This is a genomic window from Specibacter sp. NPDC057265 (assembly GCF_042668835.1).
GTDB lineage: Bacteria > Actinomycetota > Actinomycetes > Actinomycetales > Micrococcaceae > Specibacter.
The window spans coordinates 110,440-131,449 of the sequence record NZ_JBHUYE010000003.1; the positions used below are offsets into that span (position 1 = coordinate 110,440).

Here is a 21,010-nt window from a genome sequence, read left to right on the forward strand (position 1 = left end):
ACGGCAAAGCAAGGAATAAAGCAGTACTTTGCAACCCTGGCCTTTCAGACAGCGTTGCAGGGGCAGCTGCCCTTTCTCCCCTGAACATCAATCGACGTGCAATGCCCACTGCTGCAGCGGCCGCGTGGTCGCGCCCCGAGGGGATTGTTCATCGCTGAGTGTGGAGGTACCGCTGGGGAGCCTGCGTTCTTCGGGCGCTCCGGGCAGCGAGGGTGCAGCCATTGGGCATGACGGGAACACACTGGCATGTGGACTCTTCCATGTCTTGTCAATCCATTTCATGCGCTTTTCGTTTTTACCGTCGGCACGGCGTTGCCGGGTGTAACTGAAAGTCTTGGTGTGGTGGGTCATCCCAGTGGCCGCTGCCCTGTGCAGGATACCGTTGGCTTTTTGCCGCCACCCAAGTCCAGTCGATGGCGCACCGTGTTCGCCTGGCACCGCCCCTAGGTGCCGTCCCAGTTCGGTGCGGTGAACGCCCCCAGCGGATCCGGCTGCCCAGGCCGGCAATAGAGGGGCCTGTGTTGGCCTGCCCCAACAACCGGCAGCGCGGAGCCATCAAATTCCGGCAAACCGTGCCGTGTGAACCAGCCGGCCAGACGCGAACGCAAGCCAGCAAGTACGGGGTGGCCGACGCCGTCGTCCATCAGGTTGTGCCGTTCCCCTGGGTCAGCCACCAGGTCATAGAGCTCGTGGGGGCCGTGCGGGTGGCGGTGGACGTACTTGAATTCCCGGGTGCGGATCATGCGGACGGGCCCGTATTCGTCATACACGACAACGGCGTTTTCCGCCCGGCTGACAGCTTTGCCTGTGCTGTCCGTGGCCTGCAGGAGCGGGGCAAAGGAAGTGCCCGGCCCCGTCTCGAAAGGTTCGGCGTCAAGGCCTGCCAGGTCCAAGATGGTGGCGGCGACGTCGTAGGCGGAGAGCAGTTCCTGGAGAACCCTGCCCCTGGCGATGCGACCGGGCCACTGGAAGATGGCGGGAACCTTGACGGAGGAGTCGTACATGTTTTGTGGAAAGGTGCCATTGCCCTTGCCCCACACGCCGTGGTGACCGCAGTTGAAGCCGTTGTCGCTGCTGAAGATGACAAGCGTGTTCTCGCGCAGGCCCAGATGGTCCAGCTGCTCCATGATCCGGCCGATTGCGGCATCCATGGCACTGACCGCGGCGAAATAACCAACCAGGGCGGCCCGTACATCAGGCTCGCCGCCGATCGCCGTCCCGTCAACTGCCGGTTGCCAAGGGTGCGGCTCCTCCTGCGGACAGCTCTCAAACGCGCAATCCCTGTAGAGGTCTTCGAATTCCTTGGGATGCTGGCCCTTCCACGGCTTGTGCGGGGCCGTGTAGTTGACGGCCAGGAAAAACGGCTCGGCGCCTGGACCCGCACCCTCGGCAGGTGCCGAAGCTTGCCGCGACGCTTCCCTGTCAAGGAATGCCTGTGCGTCCTCCGTAATGGCGTCCGTCAGATACGTGGTGGTTTCCTCACGCTCGCCGTTGCGGTACATCGTGGCACCGGTGTAGGGACTGCCGCCGCCTTCGAGCCCGTACCAGTGGACGAAGCCTTGGCGCGGTGCGTCGTTGGCACCCATGTGCCACTTGCCGGACAACCCCATCCGGTAGCCGTTCTCGGCCAAGACGTCTGTAAACATCCGCTGCCCGGCCAAGTAGTCGGGGGCGCCGGCGCCCACCTCGATGCCCGTCAAATAGTCGTGCACGCCATGACGGGACGGAATCTGCCCCGTCATCAGGCTGGCCCGTGCCGGGGAGCAGACGGGGGAGACGCAAAAGAAGTTTTCCAGCCGGGTGCCGTCGGCGGCAAGCCGGTCGAGGACGGGCGTATGGATGTCCGCATTGCCGGCACAACCCAGGGCCCACGCTCCTTGGTCGTCGCTGAGGATGAACACAATGTTGGGCAGTTCCGATGCCCCAGCTTGGGTGGAATGGTTGCCGGTGGCGGGGGTGGGGTGTACCGGACCGGTCATCATTGCTCCTTAAGAGGGTGGAACATCCAGGAATACCAGCATTTCAGGAGAGGAATAAAGGAGTAGTCAAAAGGGGGCAAACATTGCTGGAAAGCGTTTGCCGGATTAGTGTTGAGGAACATCACCGACTGCTCTGGAAGGGGCCACCATGCCTCTGGCGTTCTCCACCTTGGGTTGCCCCGGGGACACGCTTGCCCAGGTCATGGCCACCGCCCGGGACTCCGGGGCCACGGGTCTGGAGATCCGCGTGGCCGACGAAGAGTTCGTCCACTCCGGCATGGACAAGGATGCCCGCGCCGCGGTCGCCTCGGCGCTCGCCGACGCCGGGCTCACGCTTGTAACGCTGGCCAGCTACGTCCGCGTGTGCGCCCCGACGGAGTTTGCGGCCGCCCACGCCCAGGGCGCCTCCAACGCGGAAGATCCGGTGCTCGCGGACTTGTTGTCCGCCCTCGAACTGGCCGCTGATCTGTCGGTGGGAAACGCCGGAGCCGGTGCGCAGCTGCGGGTGTTTCCGGGTGCCGGGATCAACCCCTGTGAATCGGGGGCGGAGCCGTCCCCGGAGTTGGTGGCGGCGGACAGGCTGGGGGCTCGCAGGCTCAGTGCCGCGGCTCCGCGTGCCAGGGAACTCGGCGTGACCATCCTGCTGGAAACCCACGACTCGCACCCGCGGGCCTCCGATGTTGTGCGAATTCTGGAGCACGTTGATCCCAATGTGCCGGTTAAGGTGATTTGGGATCTCATGCATCCGTGGCGGTACGACGAACGGCCTCAACGCACGGCGGAGCTGTTAGCTGGTTCCCTGGCGTACGCACAGTTCAAAGACGGCGTTCGGAACCCGGGGGAGCATACCGTGACGCTTACACTGCCGGGGCAGGGCGAGCTTCCGCTGGCCCGGATGCACGCATTGGCCGCGGACCTTGCGGCTGCAGATGGCACTACTGATCCATGGGTGTCCTTGGAATGGGAACGGGCGTGGCATCCTGAGCTGCCGCCGGTCGCCGAGGCGCTGGCTTCCCTCAAGGCTGTGTTGGTGAACCCTCCCGCTGTGCGCCAGGAAGCCGACGCGCAATCACGGGCCGTTTGAGGTTGCCCGCACCCCGGGCCTTGGCACGGCTCTTTGGTTAAGCTGAGACGGTCCTGAACCCGCAGTTCCCGCTGGCCGAGTCGGGGGAGTTGGAACTGCGGGCAGCAAGCCGGTAGCGGTTGCAATAGGAATCATGGCACAGGTAGGAGCCGCCGCGCATGACCCGGCCCCGGCCAATGGTAGGCCCGGGAGGATCCGCGACCGTGCCCCGGGCCAGGCAGGACTTGTAATACTTGGGCAGGAACCAGTCGGCGCACCATTCCCAGACGTTTCCACTGGTCTGGTACAAGCCGTATCCATTTGGCTCGAAGCGCTCAACGGGCGCGGTGGTAAGGAAGCCATCGTCGCACGTGTTCACGGTGGGGAAGGTGCCTTGCCAGATGTTGCAGTGGTGCCCGGCGCCGCTGACCCCGCCATGGAGTTCATTGCCCCAGGGGTAGCGGGCCTGCACCAATCCCCCGCGGGCAGCGTACTCCCACTGCGCTTCGGTGGGCAGCGTCCGCCCAGCCCAGATGCAATAGGACAGGGCGTCGGTATGGGACACCTGGACCACGGGATGTTCGGGGGAATCCTGCCAATGCGATCTCGGTCCCGCCGGATGAGCCCAGTTGGCGCCGCGCACATTCAACCACCAGGGTGTCCCGGCGGCCGTGCCCACAATGTCCGTCTTGTCGGCCTGCACGGCCAAGTGGAAGACGGCCGACGTGCCGTAGGCCTCCGATTCGGTGCGGTACCCGGTGGCCTCGACGAAGGCTGCGAACTGTGCGTTCGTCACGGCCGTGGCGTCGATGCGAAAGGCTGACAGGCGCACGGGGTGGACGGGGGATTCGCCGTCGGCCGGGTAGCCCTCATCAAACGGATCCCCCATGGCAAAGGTCCCGGCGGGGATGGCAACGTCACGGTGGCCGTTGGCTCCGCGGCGGGCGGCAGCTGTGAAGGTCATTGACGAAGCGGGACTTCCGCCATGTGGCGTTGTGGCGGCGGGTACATCAGGCTGACCGGGCTCAGCTCGGCCTGCTGGGCTGCAGCAACTGGACATGGGCTCTCTTTCGCGGCGGGAATCAACGTGGCACAAGTTTGTCAGCTCGGCTGCAGGTTCACCAATGCGCCCGCTCCGAACAGGCGACGGCCCGCAATCCGGACCCGGACGGAAGAACGGGACCGGCTAGGGCAAATGCGAGTAAATCTCCACGGGCGCCAGGAAACCGGCGCGGAACGCTGACAACAGGTTTTCCAACGCCACCTCGCCCACTCCCGCGGGACCGCCACGTGCCAGGGACTTTTCCAAAAAGTCAATGCCTTCGGCCAGCGGCTTCGCTTCATGATCCACGGTGAACCCGGCCTGCGCCAGGGCGTCACTGTACGCCAGCGGTGGCTGCACAAAAGAGGTGTCGGGCGTAACCGCCCAGGGCAGCGGATACTCCTCCGGCTCGCCGCCCACAATCATGATGTCGTACACGGCCAAAACACAACCGGGCCGCAAAACCCGTGCAGCTTCGGCAAACACCGTGTCCTTGTCTTGAATGTTCATCCCCACGTGCACCAGCAATGCGGCATCGAAGCTGTCGTCCGCAAAGGGCAGGGACAAGATGCTGCCCTGGCTGAACGCCACCTGCCCGGACAACCCGGTCCGTTCAGTGAGGGAGCGGGCGGCATCGACAAACCGCGGTGTCAGATCCACGCCGTGGACGGTGGCACCAAAGTCATGGGCCAGGTGCCGGCAGACGCCTCCCAGCCCGGAACCCAGATCCACCACGTGGCTGCCGGCATTGATGCCGGCACGGGTAGCCACCCGTGTGGTGGCCGCCGCACCGCCCACGTGCAGTTGATCCGCACCGTGCAGCTCGGCGGGCAAAAAATTCTCCGGGTTTCCCCCTGCGCCCCGGATGATGCCCAACAACTGCTCTTGCACATCGTTGCGGCCGTAGTGTGCGGCAACTGATTCTTCGGTGTTCATGACGCCTTCAGGGTGTGGAACCGTGTTCAGCGAACCACTGGACCCGGCAGCGAATCTCGTTGTTCATCCTACGCCGCAGGGCCCGGCAGGTCGCGGGCGCAAAGGGCTTTTTTAGGAACCGGAAGGGGGCGTTGCGGCGTCGGTGATGCGGTAGGCGTAGCCCTGTTCGGCAAGAAAACGTTGGCGCTTGGCTGCAAAATCAGCGTCGACCGTGTCGCGGGCCACGAGCGTGTAAAAGCGGGCCGTACGTCCGTCGGATTTGGGCCGCATCAGCCGTCCCAGGCGCTGGGCCTCCTCCTGCCGCGACCCAAAGGCCCCGGACACCTGGATGGCCACCGACGCTTCGGGCAGGTCAATGGAGAAGTTCGCCACCTTTGACACCACAAGCACCGGCACCCGCCCGCGCCGAAATTCCGCAAAGAGCCGCTCCCGTTCCTTCACGGCCGTGGTGCCCTTCAGCAGCGGGGCATTGAGCCGGGCAGCCAATTCATCGAGCTGGTCGATGTACTGCCCAATCACTAGAATCTGTTCACCGGCATGACCGGCCACCAACGCCTGGGCCGCCACGGACTTGGCCAGCGAGGTGGCACACAGCCGGTACTTCGCGCCGTCTTCCGCGGTGGCATAGGCGAGCCGTTCGGAACGTGAGAGGTCCACGCGAACCTCCACGCAGTCGGCCGGGGCAATGTAGCCCTGCGCCTCGATGTCCTTCCACGGCGCGTCATACCGTTTGGGCCCAATTAATGCGAACACCTCGCCCTCCCGGCCATCCTCCCGCACCAGGGTGGCGGTCAGGCCGAGACGACGGCGGGCCTGAAGCTCCGCCGTCATCCGGAAAACGGGGGCGGGCAGCAGATGGACCTCGTCGTAGACCAGCAACCCCCAGTCGTTGTCATTGAGCAAATCCCAGTGTGGGTGGGCACCATTCCTGCGGGTCGTCAGCACTTGGTAGGTGGCAATGGTGACCGGGCGGATTTCCTTCACGGCACCTGAATATTCGCCAATCTCAGCTTCCGTCAAGGTGGTCCGCCGCAACAGTTCGGCCTTCCACTGCCGGGCCGAGAGCGTATTGGTGACCAGGATCAAGGTGGTGGTGCCGGAGGCGGCCATGGCGGCGGCACCCACGATTGTTTTGCCCGCACCGCATGGCAGGACCACCACACCGGAACCGCCGGCCCAAAAGTTCTCCACGGCGGTGCGCTGGTAGTCGCGCAGCGTCCACGAGCCGGGGCCCTCAGTGAGCGCAATTAAGTGCGCCGTGCCATCCACGTAGCCCGCGAGGTCTTCAGCGGGCCACCCGGTCTTCAGCAGCAGCTGCTTGAGCTCGCCCCGCGCCGAACCGTGGACCACTGCCGTGAGCGGATCGATCCGGGCACCGAGCAGCGCCGCGACTTTCTTTGCATGGCTGACCTCAGTGAGGATCAACTCGTCATCGCTGCGCAGCACCAAACCATGCAGGGGGTCCTTTTCCAAGCGCAGCCGGCCGTACCTGGCCATGATCTCGGCAATGTCCAACAACAGCGGATGCGGCACTGGGTAACGTGAGTAACGCAGCAACGTGTCCACCACGTGTTCGGCATCGAGCCCGGCCGCCCGGGCATTCCACAGCCCCAACGGCGTGATCCGGTAGCTGTGCATATGCTCCGGGGCGCGTTCCAGCTCGGCAAAGGCGGCGATGGCATGACGGGCCTCGGTGGAGTCGGGGTGCGCCACTTCCAGCAGAATCGTCTTGTCGCCCTGCACAATCAGGGGTCCCTCACTCATGCCATGGCCCCTTACCGGTCTCTAAGTCCGCTTCGTTCCGTGTGGCCGGTTCGGCGGCAATGATGCGGTGAATGCCAAAGCGCCGTTCCCGGGCGGTGCCTGGCAGGCGTGAGCGCAGCAGCCCTGCCTCGAACGACGTCGGCACCACCAGCACCCGTTCCACGTCCCCGACGCTGTTGACCGCTCGCAGCCATACTTCGGCACCGGCCCTGATTGCCTGTCGTAATTGTTCCATGACCAGCGCCGGACCGGATTCGCCGCCGTCCTGCCCGCCCCCCGCAGCTTGACTGCGCAGGCACGCAATTTGCGCTGCAATCTTGGCGGGGTCGGGAACGGTCGCGGCGGGAATGGCCGCTGCCGGGGCACGTCCGGCCAGTCCACTGGTTGTGGACCGCGCCTGCAGGGCCCGGACGGCCGGGGGTGCGGGGCGTGCCGGCGCCTCAAAGTGGGCGGCTTCCTGGCGGATGGCTGCCGCATCGATTAAGTAATCCAGTGACTGTGGCAGAGCTGTCCTGGAATGTTGGGCGAGGAACGACCGAATGGATTCCCGGCTCTCGCCGGCCACCATGGCCCTCTCCAGCGAGGTTTGGCTGAAACGGAAGATGCTGGCGGTTCCCTGTCCTTCCGAAACCGCCATGCGTTTGAGCCGGGCGCCAACAGGGGGAGCAAGAAACCCTGCCGCGATCGCCGTCAAGTCTCCCTGGACCACAAAGTGCTCTATGGGTTCCGGCAGCAGGGCAGCCACCGCGGCGGTTATGTCGGTGGCCGTCCCGCCACTGGAGCCCACGGCCAGTCCGGAGCCCACGGCCACTCCGGAGCCCACGGCCAGTCCGGGACCGCTGGGCGCTCCCGCTCCCGTGATGCCGAGCAGTTCCATTTCCCGAAGGATCCCGGGGATTCGGGGGGAGTAGTGGGTGCTGAGGCGTGGATGCCGCCAGTCCAGCAGCTTGCGCACGGACGAGGCTGCGGGCCGTGATGGTGTGCGGCCCGTCAACTCCAGCACCGCGGCATGCAGGATGCGGCGGATCGAGACCGTGTTGCTCCTGCCGGCTTGATCCTGGCCGGGTTCCGGAAGCTCCGGCGCCAGGGGGCGGGCCGCACTGCCGCGATTGCTGTCCAGCCAGGCTTGCACCAGTTCCAGCCACTGTGCGGGGCGGTTCAGCGGCAGCCAGCTCTCCGCCGTTGCCACCCAGTGCCGGGCCTTGCGGTCCAGCGAAATGAGGCGGGCCATGGCGGCAAGTTCCAGGTAAAAGCCCGTCAGGGTTTCTTCCGTATCCAAGGTCCGGGACAACTTCCGCAACGCCTGGACGCCGACGCCCCCATCCCGCAGAGCCGCCACCGGCGTGTGGGAGAGCAACTCGAGCAGATTTGTCATGGTGCGCAGCAGGGTTTCAATGGCACTTCCGGCGGCGTTGTCCCGCAGTGCGCCGCTGACCGAGAACATTTCGGGAGCTGGGGGCAGGGCAGGGAAGGGAAGAGGCATGTCGGTCAACCCGCATTCCGTCCGAACTGCACGGGCCGTGTGCGCAGAATCCGGTGCCGGGGACAAAATCAAGGCGAGGTTCACGGCCGGGAGAGGCAGGAAGGGGCAGGTGCCGTCGTCGTCCGTTTCCTTGACGGCCACCAGGGCGAGCTCCTGCAGGGTCGGCAGCCAGGCCGCGGCCTGCGGGGAGGGCCGGTGCAGTGACAGCAGCGCGGGCAGGACCAGCTGGTCCAGGGCCGCATTGATGCTTTGGGTGGAGCAGAGGCGGCTGGCCAGGTCGGTAAAGTTGGCGACCGGCGGGGTCATGGCGTCCGGGCGCAGGATCAACAGACGCGTCAGCTGGGCGTCGGTGCGGGCTGCCAAATCCGCTGCCAACTCCGGCAGGGTGCCCATGGGTGGGGGGCTTAGAGGCGTCGTCGGATTGCCACCGAACGCAAGACGCTGGCACCCATCATGAGAAAGGCCGCCGGCAGGGAAATCATGGCAATCCAGTTCAGGCCGGGCCAGGGGGCAGCTCCTGCCCACTTGCTGACCAGGACCACCACCAGGGCCACGAGCGCCGTCAAAGCCAGCGCCATGGCCGTGTAGTTGAAGATCTGCCAACCGCCGCTTTGGGGCTGTGGCGCTGAATAATGGGGGCTCATACCCATAATTTTAGCCACAAAGCCGCGGCTCCACCGCCAAGGCGGTAACCTAGATGCAGTAGAACCGCACAAGCTGCCGCCGCAGGCACGGTCCGCCCCCATCCCGCACACGGGCACGGCGAAGACAGCCCGGGACAGGCAGCGCAACAGCAGTTCATGCCAACGACTTTTATAAGGGGTAAGACAAGTGCCAATTGGCAAAGTGAAGTGGTACGACAACGAAAAGGGCTTTGGCATCATCGCCGCCGATGACGGCCGCGAAGTGTTCCTGCGCGCCAATGCGTTGCCGGCCGGTGCCGCTGACATCAAGCCGGGGATGCGTCTGGAGTTTGGCGTGGCCGACGGGCGCAAGGGAGCCCAGGCCATGGCCGCGAAAATCCTGGACCGCAGCGCCTCCGTTGCCAAGGCCAAGCGCATGCCGGCCCGGGACCTGGCCCCCATTGTGCAGGACCTGGTCTCCCTGCTGGAACACGCGGTGGGACCCCTGACCAACGGCAAGTACCCGGAGGGTGACGCGAGCAAGATTGCCGCAGCGTTGCGCAAGGTTGCCGACAACTTCGACGCGTAACGGGGCCGGCCATGAGTGAAGCTTCCGGCACCCCCGCCGAGCCCGCCGACAGCACTGCCCTGGCCGAAATTGCCGAGGCAGCAGACGCCGCCACCCGGGGCACCGTCACCGGAGCGGCCGCCGCTGCGGTTGTGGCAGCGCCCGCTCCGCAGAGCGCACCACGTGCCGGCGTTCCGGTGTGGCGGGTGGGCAAACCCGATGCCTTCCTGGCCGCCGACGCCGCCACGGCCCGCGCCGCCGTGCTCACCATTGCAGGCGAGGATGAAATTGGCAGGCATTTGGGTGCGCGTAGTGAAGGCGTGCGCTGTGTGACCCACCTGTTTGAATCCACCAAGCCGGGATACCGCGGCTGGGTCTGGTTTGCCACCCTGGCCCGGGTGGCCCGTGCCAAGGCAGCCACCGTCAACGAAGTGGGGCTGCTGCCCGGTGACGGCGCCGTGCTGGCGCCGGCCTGGTTGCCGTGGGCCGAGCGGGTGCGCCCCGAAGACGCCCAGCAGGACGCCGGGGACGGGGCCGCGCCCTCCCGGCAGGAGCCACATGACGACGACGCTGCTTTTGCCCCGGCAGAGCCGGCCGCCACCACGGAGGCATCCGTGCTGGAGCAAACTGCCCCCACAGCGTCCGACGACGGCCTTGCCCCCGACGCCGACCAGGCCGCCAGTGTTGATCCGACGGCCGGGGAATACTAGCTAAAAGCAAAAAAAGCCTCCGGGTGACGGCAAGTTTCTTGCCGTCACCCGGAGGCTTTTTAGTGGCTGCTGTCAGAGGTTCTCAATGACAAAGTCGATGCACGCGGTCAATGCCGTGATGTCTTCGGGATCGATGGCCACGAAGGTGGCTATGCGCAGCTGGTTGCGGCCGAGCTTTCGGTAGGGTTCGGTGTCCACAATGCCATTGGCGCGCAGGACCTTGGCCACGGCGGCAGCATCGACCGACTCGTCAAAGTCAATGGTGACAATGACGTTGGAGCGGTCCTCGGCTTTGGCCACATAGGGGCTGGCGACGGCGGACTTTTCGGCCCAGCTGTACAGCCGCCCCGCTGAGTCGGCCGTGCGGGCCGAGGCAAAATCCATGCCGCCATTGCTGTTGAGCCACTGCACCTGGTTGTTCAAGGTCACCAGGGTGGACAGCGCCGGCGTGTTGTAGGTCTGGTTCAGCAGGGAGTTGTCAATGGCCGTGGTGAGGTTCAGGAAGTCAGGCACCCAGCGCTTTGACGCGCCAATGCGGGCCGCCCGCTCCAGCGCCGCCGGGGAGAACAGGCCAAGCCACAGGCCGCCGTCCGAGGCAAAGTTCTTTTGCGGAGCGAAGTAGTAGACGTCGCTTTCACGCACGTCCACCGCCAAACCGCCCGCGGCGGAGGTGCCATCAATGAGGACCAGGGCGCCGTCGTCGGCACCTGCCACGCGCTGCACCGGAGCTGCGACGCCGGTGGATGTTTCGTTTTGCGGCCAGGCATAGGCATCCACCCCGGCTTCGGCCACGGCCACCGGGCGGGTGCCGGGATTGGCCTTGATGATGGAGGAGGCCTCAAGGAAGGGGGCGTTGTTGGTGGCGGCGGCAAACTTTGAACCAAACTCGCCAAAGGAGAGGTGCTGGGCCTTGTTTTCAACCAGACCAAAGCTCGCCACATCCCAAAACGCCGTGGACCCGCCCACCCCCAGGACCACTTCGTAGTCATCGGGGGCCTTGAAGAACTGCTTGAGGCCGCTGCGTACCTCCCCGACCAGGTTTTTGACCGGCGCCTGGCGGTGGGACGTGCCCAAGATCAAGGTGCGGGCTTCATTGAGCGCGGCAAGCTGCTCCGGCCGGACCTTGGAGGGGCCAGAGCCAAAACGGCCGTCGGCCGGGCGCAGATGGGCTGGAATGGTGAGGGGCGTTGATTCGCTCACTGGTTGCTCCGGGATCTAAGCGGTGGAAGTTAGGAAAATGACAGGGGCTGATGGCAATTCTGCCGTAGATCCCCTGCAGAGGAAAAAATGTACCGGCGCTGTCTCACATGTCAGGAAATGGACACGGCACGCAGCTCACGGTTCCCGCCGGAAACGGGTTCAGCCGCCCGGTTCTCCAGTAACGCGGCAAGCACGATAACGTAGAGAGGATAGTCCCTGCCCTGACAAGGCGACCAACAACAGGAGGATGCTGCCGTGGCCGATCTGATTGACACGACTGAAATGTACCTGCGCACCATCTTGGAGTTGGAAGAAGAGAACATTGTGGCCCTGCGGGCACGCATTGCCGAGCGTCTCCACCACTCCGGGCCCACAGTGTCCCAGACCATTGGGCGGATGGAGCGTGACGGCTTGGTCATTGTCTCAGGGGACAGGCACCTGGAACTCACTCCGGCCGGGCGGGTCAAGGCCACGCGCGTGATGCGCAAACACCGGCTTGCCGAGCGGCTCCTGGCTGATGTCATTGGACTTGACTGGTCCTATGTTCATGAGGAGGCCTGCCGTTGGGAGCATGTGATGAGCGAGCGCGTGGAGCAGCGGCTGTTCAATCTGCTGGGCCATCCCGAGGAGTCCCCGTACGGAAACCCCATTCCGGGCCTGGAAGAACTTGGCGGAACCATGGCGCCGGTGTTCACGGCCGGGCTTGTGACGCTGGTGGAAGCCATGTCCAGCTATGCCCCCGGCCAGGAAGTCATCATCCACCGCTTGTCCGAGCGCATCCAGGTGGAACCGGAGTTGTTGCAGCAGCTGGACGAAGGCGGCCTGCGTCCCGGCGCCCGCATTTCACTGGAGCAGGTGGGGGAGTACATTTCCGTGCGTGTTCCGGGCATTGAAGGGGCTTTGGAGCTTCCTCCGGAAGTTGCCGCGCATGTTTTTGTCTCCATGAGCTAGTTTTTTTCCGTTGCCTTCACCACATGGGCAATGCGGGCCGCATCACAGCTTTAGGTCCCCTTTGAGGCCTGCCTGATCCGCCTTGGCACCTTTGGCCTGCAGCGGCACAGCGAGGTCCCCGTCACATTTTGATGAAAATTTATCGACGCGGCAGATAACGGAATTGTTACGGCCGCTGTGCGTACCGTATAGTAATAAATCGACGCTGTGACCAAAGCGTTACCAACTCGCGACACTTAACCTTGCCTTCGCGTGCTGGGCGGCAATTCCCATGGCAAGGGCGGGGGAACCACTTTCGGCAGACTGCACAGTCTGTCTTGGGGTGAAGCCCGAACTCGAACAAAGCCCTTCAAGGAGCCGTCAACAGCGACGGCCCCCTGGCAGGGCTGCGCCACGAGGCTGGGCCGGATCAAAAGCTAACCCTCTGATCCGAATCCGACAGCTAACTTCGCAGGTGCCATACAGAGAGGTTTTTAGTGTCAGAAGTGAAGCAGCGGGGACGCCGTCGCGCGTCGTCGCCAGCAACTCATGAGCTCAGCTCAACCCCCGGCAGTTCCTTCCATGGCAGCCGCCGCGAGGCCCTGGCCGCAGAGCGTGCCCAGGCACCGGCCGGCATGTCCGTGTCCCAGCTGCTGCGGGCAGGCGCCTCCAGCGGCGCCGGCCAACGCGTCGGGGTGGCCATGGCCGCCACCGGCCTGGTGATGGCGGTGTCCCTTCAAGGCACGCAGGCCACCGAGATCCTCCCGGTGGAAAGCAGCGCCGCAGCGGTTGTTGACGCCGTGGTGACCGCCGGGGCGGATGTGCCCATTGCCTTTGCCACTCCCGAGGTGGCCAGCGCGTTGAACCCGGACGGGCAGCTGAAGGAGACCCTGAAGGTCAACGCCTCCAACGTCACCGCGCAGGCTTCCAAGGGAACGCTGTCAGCGCCCCTGGAGAACCTGGTGACCAGTTCACCCTTTGGCTACCGCATCAGCCCCATCACCGGGCAGCTGGATGAAAAGCACACCGGCCAGGACTTCGCCATCCAGTGCGGCAACGAAGTGCTTGCCGCCGCCGGTGGCGTGGTCACCTTCTCCGGCTGGCATGACTTTGGGGGCGGAAACCGGGTGGTGGTCGACCACGGCAACGGGCTGTCCACCTCCTACAACCACATGAGCAAGAACAGCGTCACCGTGGGCCAAAAGGTCGCACGCGGCGAACTGGTCGGACTCAGTGGCACCACAGGCGCCTCCACGGGCTGCCACCTGCACTTCGAGGTCATTGTGGACGACGAGACCGTCGACCCCATGGACTGGCTTTAAGTCCTCCACACCCCCAGTTTGATCACGACTTAGTCACACGACCGTGACCTGAACGTGACATTGGGAAAAATCTGTTGTACCGTCATAATCGCGCCAACTTCGAATCAAGCTGGCGCCCGTGAGTGGATTGCCTAGCTCTGCCACTGCTCACGGTCCGTTCGTATCATTCGTCTGGCAGGGGCGGGGGAACCAATAATCGGGTCATGCGCCATGCGCAGGACCCTTGGGGTGAAGCCGCGAAACGTGCAGGGACCATCAGGGCGGATGCCGTGGTGATCCTGGAACGTGGAGCGGCCGGGTGACTCCCATCCGAATCCGACAGCTTACCTCGCAGGCATTGGGAGAGGAATCCTTCTTGGCTTCAAACATTGCCCTCGGGCGCCACCGCGCCGAGGTTGTTAAGACCAGCCCGATCTCCACCCTCACGAAAGCCGTCAGCTCCAATGTCGGCGGGGTTGGTCGTCAGGCAGCTGTTATTGCAGCTGCATCAGGCCTGGTTCTGACATCCGGCATCGCTGCAAACGCCTCCACTCCTACCGTGGAGCGCGCTTCGGATGGTGCAACGACGCTCAACCTGAACACGGGACTTGCTCCCACGATCACGGCAGCGTCAACGGTGAAGATTGCCTTCGCCACCCCCGCAATCACCTCCACCCCGGCTCCTGTTGTTGAAGCGCCGGTAGTTGTAGAGGCCCAGAGCCAAACTCTTTCCAACAACGAGGTTGCTCCCGTCGCCGCCGCTGCAGTGCAGCCGGCAGCCACAGCTGCTGCCGCACCTGCTGCTGCTCCCGCCGCAGCTGTGTCCGTGGAGGCGCCCGCGCCCACCAAAACCGTTGTGCAAAGCGGAATTGGCGCCACCATCGCCAGCGCCGCCTTGGCCCAGATCGGCGTCGCACAGGACTGCACCCGCCTGGCCTCCAACGCTCTTGCTGCCGCTGGCATCAACCACCACGGTTGGCCGGCCAGCTACTTGAGCTTGGGCCGGACGGTCTCCGCCGGCGAAGCACAGCCCGGCGACTTGATCTACTACGCAGACGGCGGCATGGGCATGGCCCACATCGCTGTTTACATTGGCAACGGCCAGGCCGTCCACGGCGGATGGGGTGGCGGCATGACTGCCGTCTTCTCAGCCAACGTCGGCTCCGGTCCCGTTTTCATTGCAATGGGTCACTAAGAAACACCTTTTCAGGTAATGAACCCCGTCCCCGGACGGGGTTCATTACTTTAAACGGGGTTCATGGCTTTAACCCGAAAGTGGCAGGGGTGGACATGATGGGGGCGCAGGGGTGGGCATGCAGGCGGTAGTTCTTGCCGGGGGCCTGTCACGCCGCTTGGGTGGCACGCCCAAGGCCGGCCTCATCCTGCACGGCCAGACGTTACTGGCGCGGACCGTGGACGCGGCTGCGCAACTGCTTGAGGTCCACGAAGCTTTGGCGGCCACGGCTGGGGTTCCGCAGGACACCGGGCCCAGGATCGCCGTCGTCGGTCCTGCCGCGCAGCTGGGCCTTTGGCTGGGGGAGGCGCACAGCCGGCCACAGCTCACAGTCGTTCAGGAGGATCCGCCCCACTCCGGACCGGCGGCAGGCATTGCGGCCGGATTGTCCGTACTGCCGGACCGTCGGGGCCGGGTGCTGGTGCTGGCCTGTGACATGCCGCGTGCCGCCGAGCTGCTGACAGTCCTCTTTGGCGCGTTGGAAGAGCTGGCGGGCGACGCCGGGGTGATTGCGGTCGATGCCGGGCGGGCCCAGCCCCTGGCTGCCATCTATCCCGAAGGTGCCCTGCGCTCCGCAGTGGCAAAGGCCCGCGAGGCGCACCGGCTTCAAAACGCCTCGGTTTTCTCCCTGCTTGCTAATGTGTTGCTCAAGGACTGCCCGGTGCCGGAAGGGCTCGCGGCGGACATTGACACTTGGGACGACGCGCGCGTGCAGGGCTTGGCGCCCGGGCCGGCCACGGCGGAGGGATGACACATGGAAAATCATGATGAACTGTTGCAGCAGTGGACGCAAAAACTGCTGGAGGCCTTTGAAATCGCCGACATTGAGGTGGACATCCACGCGGTGCTGAAGGTGGCAGGGGTCGCTGCGCATTCGGTGGTGCGTCCAGCTGCCCCTCTGACCACCTTTGTGGCAGGTCTTGCTGCCGGACTTGCCGCCGGTTCCGGCCAGGCCTCCGAGGCCGTTGCCATGAAGGCTGCCCTGGCCATGGCGAGGCAACTGGCAGCTGCGCAGGCCGCCGAGCAGGATGACGCGGCTGATTCCGTGGAACCCGGCGCCCCTTCCGTTCCTGCCGGACAGTAGCAAGACGGTGTCCGCCTCAACCGGGCAGCCGGCGTCCGTGGAAGCGGCCGTGGCGGAGACGTCAGGTCCTGCCGGTGGCGTGAGGCTTGCGCATAGCTGGTTGGAGGCGCGGCAGCGCGCCTGGGACGTGGCCCAGGCGCTGCCCGCCCACCCGCTGCCATTGGCGGCAACGGTGGGACGCATCCTGGCAGCCGATGTGGCAGCCGCCCACCCCATGCCGCACTACGCATCCTCCGCCATGGATGGCTGGGCCGTGGCTGGCAGTCCGCCGTGGATCCTGGCTGAACGGGGGACCCGCCTGAGCGCCGGCCAGGCCGTTCCGATCCTGACCGGCGGCACCATTCCGGCTGGCGCGAAGTCCGTGCTGCGCAGCGAGTCGGGGGAACTGGGCCGGGATGAGGAAGGCCTCCCTGTTCTGGTACTCGGCGGTGCGGCCCGTCCCGGGGAGCCCAGGAACGCCCAGCACATTCGCCCCGCCGGCGAGGAGGCCTCCGCCGGGGAACTGTTGATCAAGGCGGGGACCACGTTGAACCCCGCGCACGTGGCACTGGCTGCCTTGGGCGGAATGGATGAGCTCCCCGTCCTGGGCCGGCCAACGGTGAAGATCATCCTCACCGGCAATGAGGTGATTCCCTCAGGGATTCCGGAGGCGGGCTTTGTCCGCGACGCCTTTTCCCCACAGCTGGGCGCAGTGGTGCAAATGTTGGGCGGGACTGTGGTGGGCTTGGAACGCGCGGCAGACACCCTGGTTTCGATGCTGGCTGCGCTGGCCGATGACGAACATGACCCTGCCGACGTCCTGATCACCACCGGTGCCACTGGCAACTCCAGCGCCGACTTCCTGCGGGAGGCGGTGACGGCAATGGGGGGCACCTTCCACATTCCCAGGATCGCCATGCGCCCGGGGCAGCCAACCCTGCTGGCTGAACTGCCCGATGGACGTTTCATCCTTGGCCTGCCGGGCAATCCGCTGGCCGCCATGGTGGGCCTGATGGTGTTGGGTACGCCATTGCTGGCAAAGCTGGGCAGTTTGCCGGAACCGGCGTTGGTGCAGGTGCCCTGCGGATCGCCCATCAAGGCGTTTTCCGGTCCCACCCGGCTCATGCCGTACCGGCTGGTTTATGGCCTGGCGTCGCCGTGTGCGCATACCGACTCGGCCATGATGCGTGGTTTGGCTGCAGCCCAGGGCGTCATGGCGGTTCCGCCGCACGGAGCCAAAATGGGGGAGTTGTTGCCCGCAATGGTGCTGCCCTGGACCCGGAGCGCTGCGTGAAACCGGTCCAGCCCTGCCTGCTCGGAGCGCTGCGTGAAACCGACCCAGCCCTGCCGTGACCGACGCGGCGCTGCGTCTGCCTTGGCAGGGCTGGGTCGGTCTCGGGGGGCCGGGGCCGGGGCCGGGGCCGGGGCCTCAGCTCGCCTGGGCCGCGGCTTCCAGGCGGATCACCACGGACTTTGAAGTGGGTGTGCCGCTGACGTCCGCCGTGGAATCCAACGGAACCAAAACGTTCGTCTCCGGATAGTAGGCCGCTGCGCAGCCCACGGGTGTGGAGTAGGCAACCACCCGGAAATCCGCTGCCCGGCGCTCCACATTGTCTTTCCATTCGGACACCAGATCCACCATGGCACCGTCGGCAATGCCCAGCGCATCGAGGTCCTTCTGGTTGACAAAAACCACCCGGCGGCCGTTTTTAATGCCCCGGTACCTGTCATCCTTGCCGTAGACGGTGGTGTTGTATTGATCGTGGGAGCGCAGGGTCTGCAGCAGCAGCCGGCCCGCGGGAACTTTGGGGTATTCCAGGGTGTTGGCGGTGAAATTGGCCAGGCCGGTGGCGGTGGTGAAGGTGCGCGAATCACGGGGGCCATTGGGCAGCACAAAGCCGCCGGGTTGGGCGATTTTGGCTTCGAAGTCCTCGAACCCGGGGATGACCGCGGCAATGTGGGAACGGATCACGCTGTAGTCCGCGGCCATGGCATCCCAGTCGGCGGCCGGTGCCCCGGGGCGGGTGCCACCGCCGGGCGTGGAGAAGAGCAGTTTGGCCAGGCGGGCCACAATGGCCACCTCGGACACTAAATTTTCCGACGCCGGGGCCAACCTGCCGCGGGAGGCATGCACGGCGCTCATGGAGTCCTCCACGGTCACACGCTGGTCTCCGCTGGCCTGGGTGTCCTTTTCCGTCCGGCCCAGGGTGGGCAGAATCAATGCCCTGGCGCCGGTGACCAGGTGGGACCTGTTCAACTTGGTGGAGATTTGCGCTGTCAGGGACAAGCGGGCCAAGGCCGCCTCGGTCACATTGGAGTCCGGCGTGGCGCGGACGAAATTGCCGCCCATGCCCACAAAGACCCGGGCCTTTCCATCACGCATGGCGGCAATGGCTGCCACGGTGTCAAAGCCGTGTACGCGGGGGGAGGCGAAGGAAAACTCCCGATCCAGGGCATCGTGGAAGGAGTCCGGCATGCGCTCAAAGATGCCCATGGTCCGGTCTCCCTGCACGTTGGAGTGGCCGCGGACCGGGCACACGCCTGCGCCGGGCTTGCCAACATTGCCCTGCAGCAGCAGCACGTTGACCACGTCGCGCAACATGGCCACTGAGTGTTTGTGCTGCGTCAATCCCATGGCCCAGCACACCACGGTGGCCTTGGAATCCAGCAGGCGCCGGCCCGTGGCCCGGATCTGCTCCTGGGACAGGCCCGTGGCTGTGGCAATTTCCGCCCACGCGACCTGGTCCAGCTGTGTTAAATAAGCTTCCAGGCCGCTGCTGTGCGCTTCAATGAAGGCAGTGTCAAACACCCGTCCCGTGCGCGCGGTCCCCGGGCGGCGCTGCTCTTCCAACAGGAACTTTCCCAGTCCCTGGAACAAGGCCTGGTCCCCGCCCAGCTTGATCTGCAGGAAGTCATCGGCCAGCGCGGTGCCGCCACCGGCCATCCCGCGCAGCGTCTGCGGATTTTCAAAGCGCATCAAGCCGGCCTCGGGCAGCGGGTTGATGGCCACAATCGCGGCCCCGTTTTTCTTTGCCTTCTCCAGGGCCGTAAGCATGCGGGGATGGTTGGTGCCCGGGTTTTGTCCGGCAATGAGGATCAGTTCCGATTGGTGGATGTCCTCCAGGGACACTGTGCCCTTGCCTATGCCCAGGGTTTCGGTCAGCGCGGAGCCGCTGGATTCGTGGCACATGTTTGAGCAGTCCGGCAGGTTGTTGGTGCCCAGGCCGCGCACCATGAGCTGGTACAAAAATGCCGCCTCGTTGGAGGTGCGGCCGGAGGTGTAGAAAATGGCCTCGTCGGGATCCTGCAGCGCTTTGAGCTCATCGGCCAACAGCCCCAGCGCGTACTCCCACGTCACGGGCACGTAGTGGTCGCTGCCCTCGGCCAGGTACATGGGATCCGTCAGGCGGCCCTGCTGGCCCAGCCTGAAATCATCCCATCCGCGCAGTTCATGCACGCTGTGCTCGGCAAAGAACGACGGCGGGACGCGCCTTTTGGTGGCCTCTTCGGCAACGGCTTTGGCACCGTTTTCGCAAAATTCGGCCCGGTGGCGGCGTTCGGTTTCGGGCCAGGCGCAGCCGGGGCAGTCAAAGCCGTCCTTCTGGTTGACCTGCACCAGCGTCTGCACCGAACGCACGGGACCCATTTGCCGCAGGGACACATCCAGAGCGTGCAGGACCCCTGGAATTCCCACGGCCTTCTTTTTCGCTTCGCCCACTAAGAGCCGCTGTTCGTTGATGTTTTCCTGCGGCGCCTTGCCAGCCATGAGGGGTCCCTTCGCCATTGAGCAACTACTGTGATCTTAGACCGTATTCACTTTTGGAGGATTGCATGGGACGGCTGCTGCAGCGCGTCAAGGCTACAAGGATTGATCTTTCCAGGGGGCGCCGCGTGGTGCGCGAGGAACCGCTGGCTGTGGAGGAGCCCTTGGAAATCCGCCTGGCGCACGAGTCCTTCAGCGTCACCATGCGCACCCCGGGGGACGATTTTGATTTGGTGGCGGGCTTTTTGTTGTCCGAGGGGATCATTTTTGACCCTGGGCAGCTGATTTCCCTGCGGTTTTGTGCCGGCGAGGATGAGAACGGCCGCCAGACCTTCAATGTGGTGGAGGCGCAGTTGCGTCCGGATGTGGTTCTGCCCCGGGCGGCACCGCAGCGTCATGTGAGCAGTGCCTGCGGCATCTGCGGCACGGATTCAATTGAGGCTGTCCGCAAATCCTCCCGCTTCGCGCTGCTGCCCGAGGCAGCGGAGCACCTCCTTGATGCTGAGCTATTGGCAACCTTCCCCGACGTCATGCGCGCACAGCAGGCTTTGTTTGAAAAGACCGGCGGCGTTCATGCCGCGGGACTGTTCAGCGCCGCCGGGGAACTGCTGATTTCCCGCGAGGATGTGGGGCGGCACAATGCGGTGGACAAGGTGTTGGGGGCTGCGTTCCGTGAAGAGCAGCTGCCCCTGGCCGGGCGCATCCTGCAGGTATCGGGGCGGGCGTCCTTTGAACTGGTGCAAAAAGCGGCCATGGCCGGGGTGCCGGTGCTCGCGGCGGTGAGTGCGCCGTCGTCGTTGGCGGTGGAACTGGCCCGCGAGGTGGGGGTGACCTTGGTGGGTTTCAGCCGTGGGAGCAGCATGAACATCTACACCCATCCGGGGCGGATTTCCTAAAGGCCGGCGAAATCGATGATTTCAGCCACGGTGGGGGACTGTTGCAGGCCCACTGCCGTGGGGTTGATGGTGTTGTCCGCTCCGGATTCCGTCACTTGAAAGGAAACGCCTGCGGTGGTCTTGATCCCTTCGGCCGCGCCGGCAAAAGCGGTGAGGGAATCAGTCATGACGGTTTCCAGGGAGGGCGTGCCGGCGGCGGCTGTAATGCGCACATTCACCGTGGAGCCCATGCCGCTTTTCACCGTGTAACGGGCCGTGACCTCGGAAACATTGTCCACTGCGGAAATTGCCGTCTGCAGGTTCTGCGCTTCCTGGCTGCCCTGGCCGTTGGAGGAACCGCCGTTGGAGGAACCGCCGTTGGTGGAGCCGCCGGGGCTGCAGGCTGTCAGAGCCAGGACCAGGACCCCCATGGCCACAGTCGTTTTTGTTTTCGTGAACACTTCCAGCATCCCTTC

The 21,010-nt window shown here is 65.0% G+C and carries 19 protein-coding genes and 2 riboswitches; of the genes, 10 read left to right on the forward strand and 9 right to left on the reverse strand.

Features of this window, described 5'->3' with window-relative positions:
* Window positions 1-443: 443 nt before the first annotated feature.
* Window positions 444-1,979: a sulfatase-like hydrolase/transferase gene (locus tag ACFUCV_RS03650; protein ID WP_380812131.1), complete on the reverse strand. Its 1,536-nt coding sequence runs from the start codon at window positions 1,977-1,979 to the stop codon at window positions 444-446.
* A 148-nt stretch (window positions 1,980-2,127) separates the two neighbouring features.
* Between ACFUCV_RS03650 and ACFUCV_RS03655 the strand changes: the two genes are divergently transcribed.
* Complete coding sequence (locus ACFUCV_RS03655; RefSeq protein WP_380812133.1) at window positions 2,128-3,063, forward strand: sugar phosphate isomerase/epimerase family protein; 936 nt, start codon at window positions 2,128-2,130, stop codon at window positions 3,061-3,063.
* Between the two features lie 37 nt (window positions 3,064-3,100).
* Here ACFUCV_RS03655 and ACFUCV_RS03660 read toward each other — a convergent pair whose 3' ends face one another.
* The 5 genes from ACFUCV_RS03660 to ACFUCV_RS03680 form a co-directional block, all read right to left on the reverse strand.
* Window positions 3,101-4,006: a formylglycine-generating enzyme family protein gene (locus ACFUCV_RS03660; RefSeq protein ID WP_380812135.1), complete on the reverse strand. Its 906-nt coding sequence runs from the start codon at window positions 4,004-4,006 to the stop codon at window positions 3,101-3,103.
* Window positions 4,007-4,228: 222 nt separating this feature from the next.
* Window positions 4,229-5,020, reverse strand: coding sequence for a class I SAM-dependent methyltransferase (locus ACFUCV_RS03665; RefSeq protein ID WP_380812136.1), 792 nt, complete (start codon window positions 5,018-5,020; stop codon window positions 4,229-4,231).
* A gap of 111 nt (window positions 5,021-5,131) precedes the next feature.
* Window positions 5,132-6,784 carry a DNA repair helicase XPB gene (locus tag ACFUCV_RS03670; protein WP_380812138.1) on the reverse strand — a complete coding sequence of 551 codons (1,653 nt, stop codon included), beginning with the start codon at window positions 6,782-6,784 and terminating at the stop codon, window positions 5,132-5,134.
* A complete protein-coding gene (locus ACFUCV_RS03675) occupies window positions 6,777-8,660 on the reverse strand; it encodes a helicase-associated domain-containing protein (RefSeq protein WP_380812140.1) in 1,884 nt (627 codons plus the stop codon). The genes ACFUCV_RS03670 and ACFUCV_RS03675 overlap by 8 nt, the downstream gene beginning before the upstream one ends.
* Window positions 8,661-8,671: 11 nt before the next feature.
* Window positions 8,672-8,911, reverse strand: a complete 240-nt coding sequence (locus ACFUCV_RS03680; protein WP_380812142.1) for a hypothetical protein — start codon at window positions 8,909-8,911, stop codon at window positions 8,672-8,674.
* A 187-nt stretch (window positions 8,912-9,098) separates the two neighbouring features.
* On the opposite strand from ACFUCV_RS03680, the gene ACFUCV_RS03685 reads away from it, so the two are divergent.
* Complete coding sequence (locus ACFUCV_RS03685) at window positions 9,099-9,479, forward strand: cold-shock protein (RefSeq protein ID WP_380812144.1); 381 nt, start codon at window positions 9,099-9,101, stop codon at window positions 9,477-9,479.
* Between the two features lie 11 nt (window positions 9,480-9,490).
* On the forward strand, window positions 9,491-10,168 hold the full coding sequence (locus ACFUCV_RS03690) for a DUF3027 domain-containing protein (protein WP_380812146.1): 678 nt from the start codon (window positions 9,491-9,493) through the stop codon (window positions 10,166-10,168).
* A 72-nt stretch (window positions 10,169-10,240) separates the two neighbouring features.
* Here ACFUCV_RS03690 and serC read toward each other — a convergent pair whose 3' ends face one another.
* A complete protein-coding gene (gene serC, locus ACFUCV_RS03695; RefSeq protein ID WP_380812148.1) occupies window positions 10,241-11,368 on the reverse strand; it encodes a phosphoserine transaminase in 1,128 nt (375 codons plus the stop codon).
* A 255-nt stretch (window positions 11,369-11,623) separates the two neighbouring features.
* Here serC and ACFUCV_RS03700 point away from each other — a divergent pair, with 255 nt between their 5' ends.
* From ACFUCV_RS03700 to ACFUCV_RS03725, 6 genes are all read left to right on the forward strand, one after another.
* Window positions 11,624-12,319: a metal-dependent transcriptional regulator gene (locus ACFUCV_RS03700; RefSeq protein WP_380812150.1), complete on the forward strand. Its 696-nt coding sequence runs from the start codon at window positions 11,624-11,626 to the stop codon at window positions 12,317-12,319.
* A 251-nt stretch (window positions 12,320-12,570) separates the two neighbouring features.
* Window positions 12,571-12,793, forward strand: a riboswitch (cyclic di-AMP (ydaO/yuaA leader).
* Between the two features lie 2 nt (window positions 12,794-12,795).
* On the forward strand, window positions 12,796-13,620 hold the full coding sequence (locus ACFUCV_RS03705; RefSeq protein ID WP_380812152.1) for a M23 family metallopeptidase: 825 nt from the start codon (window positions 12,796-12,798) through the stop codon (window positions 13,618-13,620).
* A 151-nt stretch (window positions 13,621-13,771) separates the two neighbouring features.
* Window positions 13,772-13,971, forward strand: a riboswitch (cyclic di-AMP (ydaO/yuaA leader).
* Window positions 13,972-13,975: 4 nt separating this feature from the next.
* Window positions 13,976-14,794, forward strand: a complete 819-nt coding sequence (locus ACFUCV_RS03710; protein ID WP_380812154.1) for an NlpC/P60 family protein — start codon at window positions 13,976-13,978, stop codon at window positions 14,792-14,794.
* Window positions 14,795-14,912: 118 nt separating this feature from the next.
* Complete coding sequence (locus ACFUCV_RS03715) at window positions 14,913-15,584, forward strand: molybdenum cofactor guanylyltransferase (protein WP_380812156.1); 672 nt, start codon at window positions 14,913-14,915, stop codon at window positions 15,582-15,584.
* A gap of 3 nt (window positions 15,585-15,587) precedes the next feature.
* Window positions 15,588-15,917 carry a DUF6457 domain-containing protein gene (locus ACFUCV_RS03720; RefSeq protein ID WP_380812158.1) on the forward strand — a complete coding sequence of 110 codons (330 nt, stop codon included), beginning with the start codon at window positions 15,588-15,590 and terminating at the stop codon, window positions 15,915-15,917.
* A gap of 7 nt (window positions 15,918-15,924) precedes the next feature.
* Entirely contained in the window at window positions 15,925-17,190 is a 1,266-nt protein-coding gene (locus tag ACFUCV_RS03725) for a molybdopterin molybdotransferase MoeA (RefSeq protein ID WP_380812160.1), read from the forward strand.
* Between the two features lie 135 nt (window positions 17,191-17,325).
* Here the strand turns inward: ACFUCV_RS03725 and ACFUCV_RS03730 are convergent, their stop codons facing one another.
* On the reverse strand, window positions 17,326-19,662 hold the full coding sequence (locus ACFUCV_RS03730) for an FdhF/YdeP family oxidoreductase (RefSeq protein WP_380812361.1): 2,337 nt from the start codon (window positions 19,660-19,662) through the stop codon (window positions 17,326-17,328).
* A gap of 65 nt (window positions 19,663-19,727) precedes the next feature.
* Here ACFUCV_RS03730 and fdhD point away from each other — a divergent pair, with 65 nt between their 5' ends.
* The gene (gene fdhD / locus ACFUCV_RS03735; protein WP_380812162.1) at window positions 19,728-20,555 is read left to right on the forward strand and encodes a formate dehydrogenase accessory sulfurtransferase FdhD; all 828 of its coding nucleotides are present in this window, start codon (window positions 19,728-19,730) and stop codon (window positions 20,553-20,555) included.
* Here the strand turns inward: fdhD and ACFUCV_RS03740 are convergent.
* The gene (locus tag ACFUCV_RS03740; protein ID WP_380812164.1) at window positions 20,552-20,995 is read right to left on the reverse strand and encodes a hypothetical protein; all 444 of its coding nucleotides are present in this window, start codon (window positions 20,993-20,995) and stop codon (window positions 20,552-20,554) included. The genes fdhD and ACFUCV_RS03740 overlap by 4 nt on opposite strands.
* Window positions 20,996-21,010: the final 15 nt, after the last annotated feature.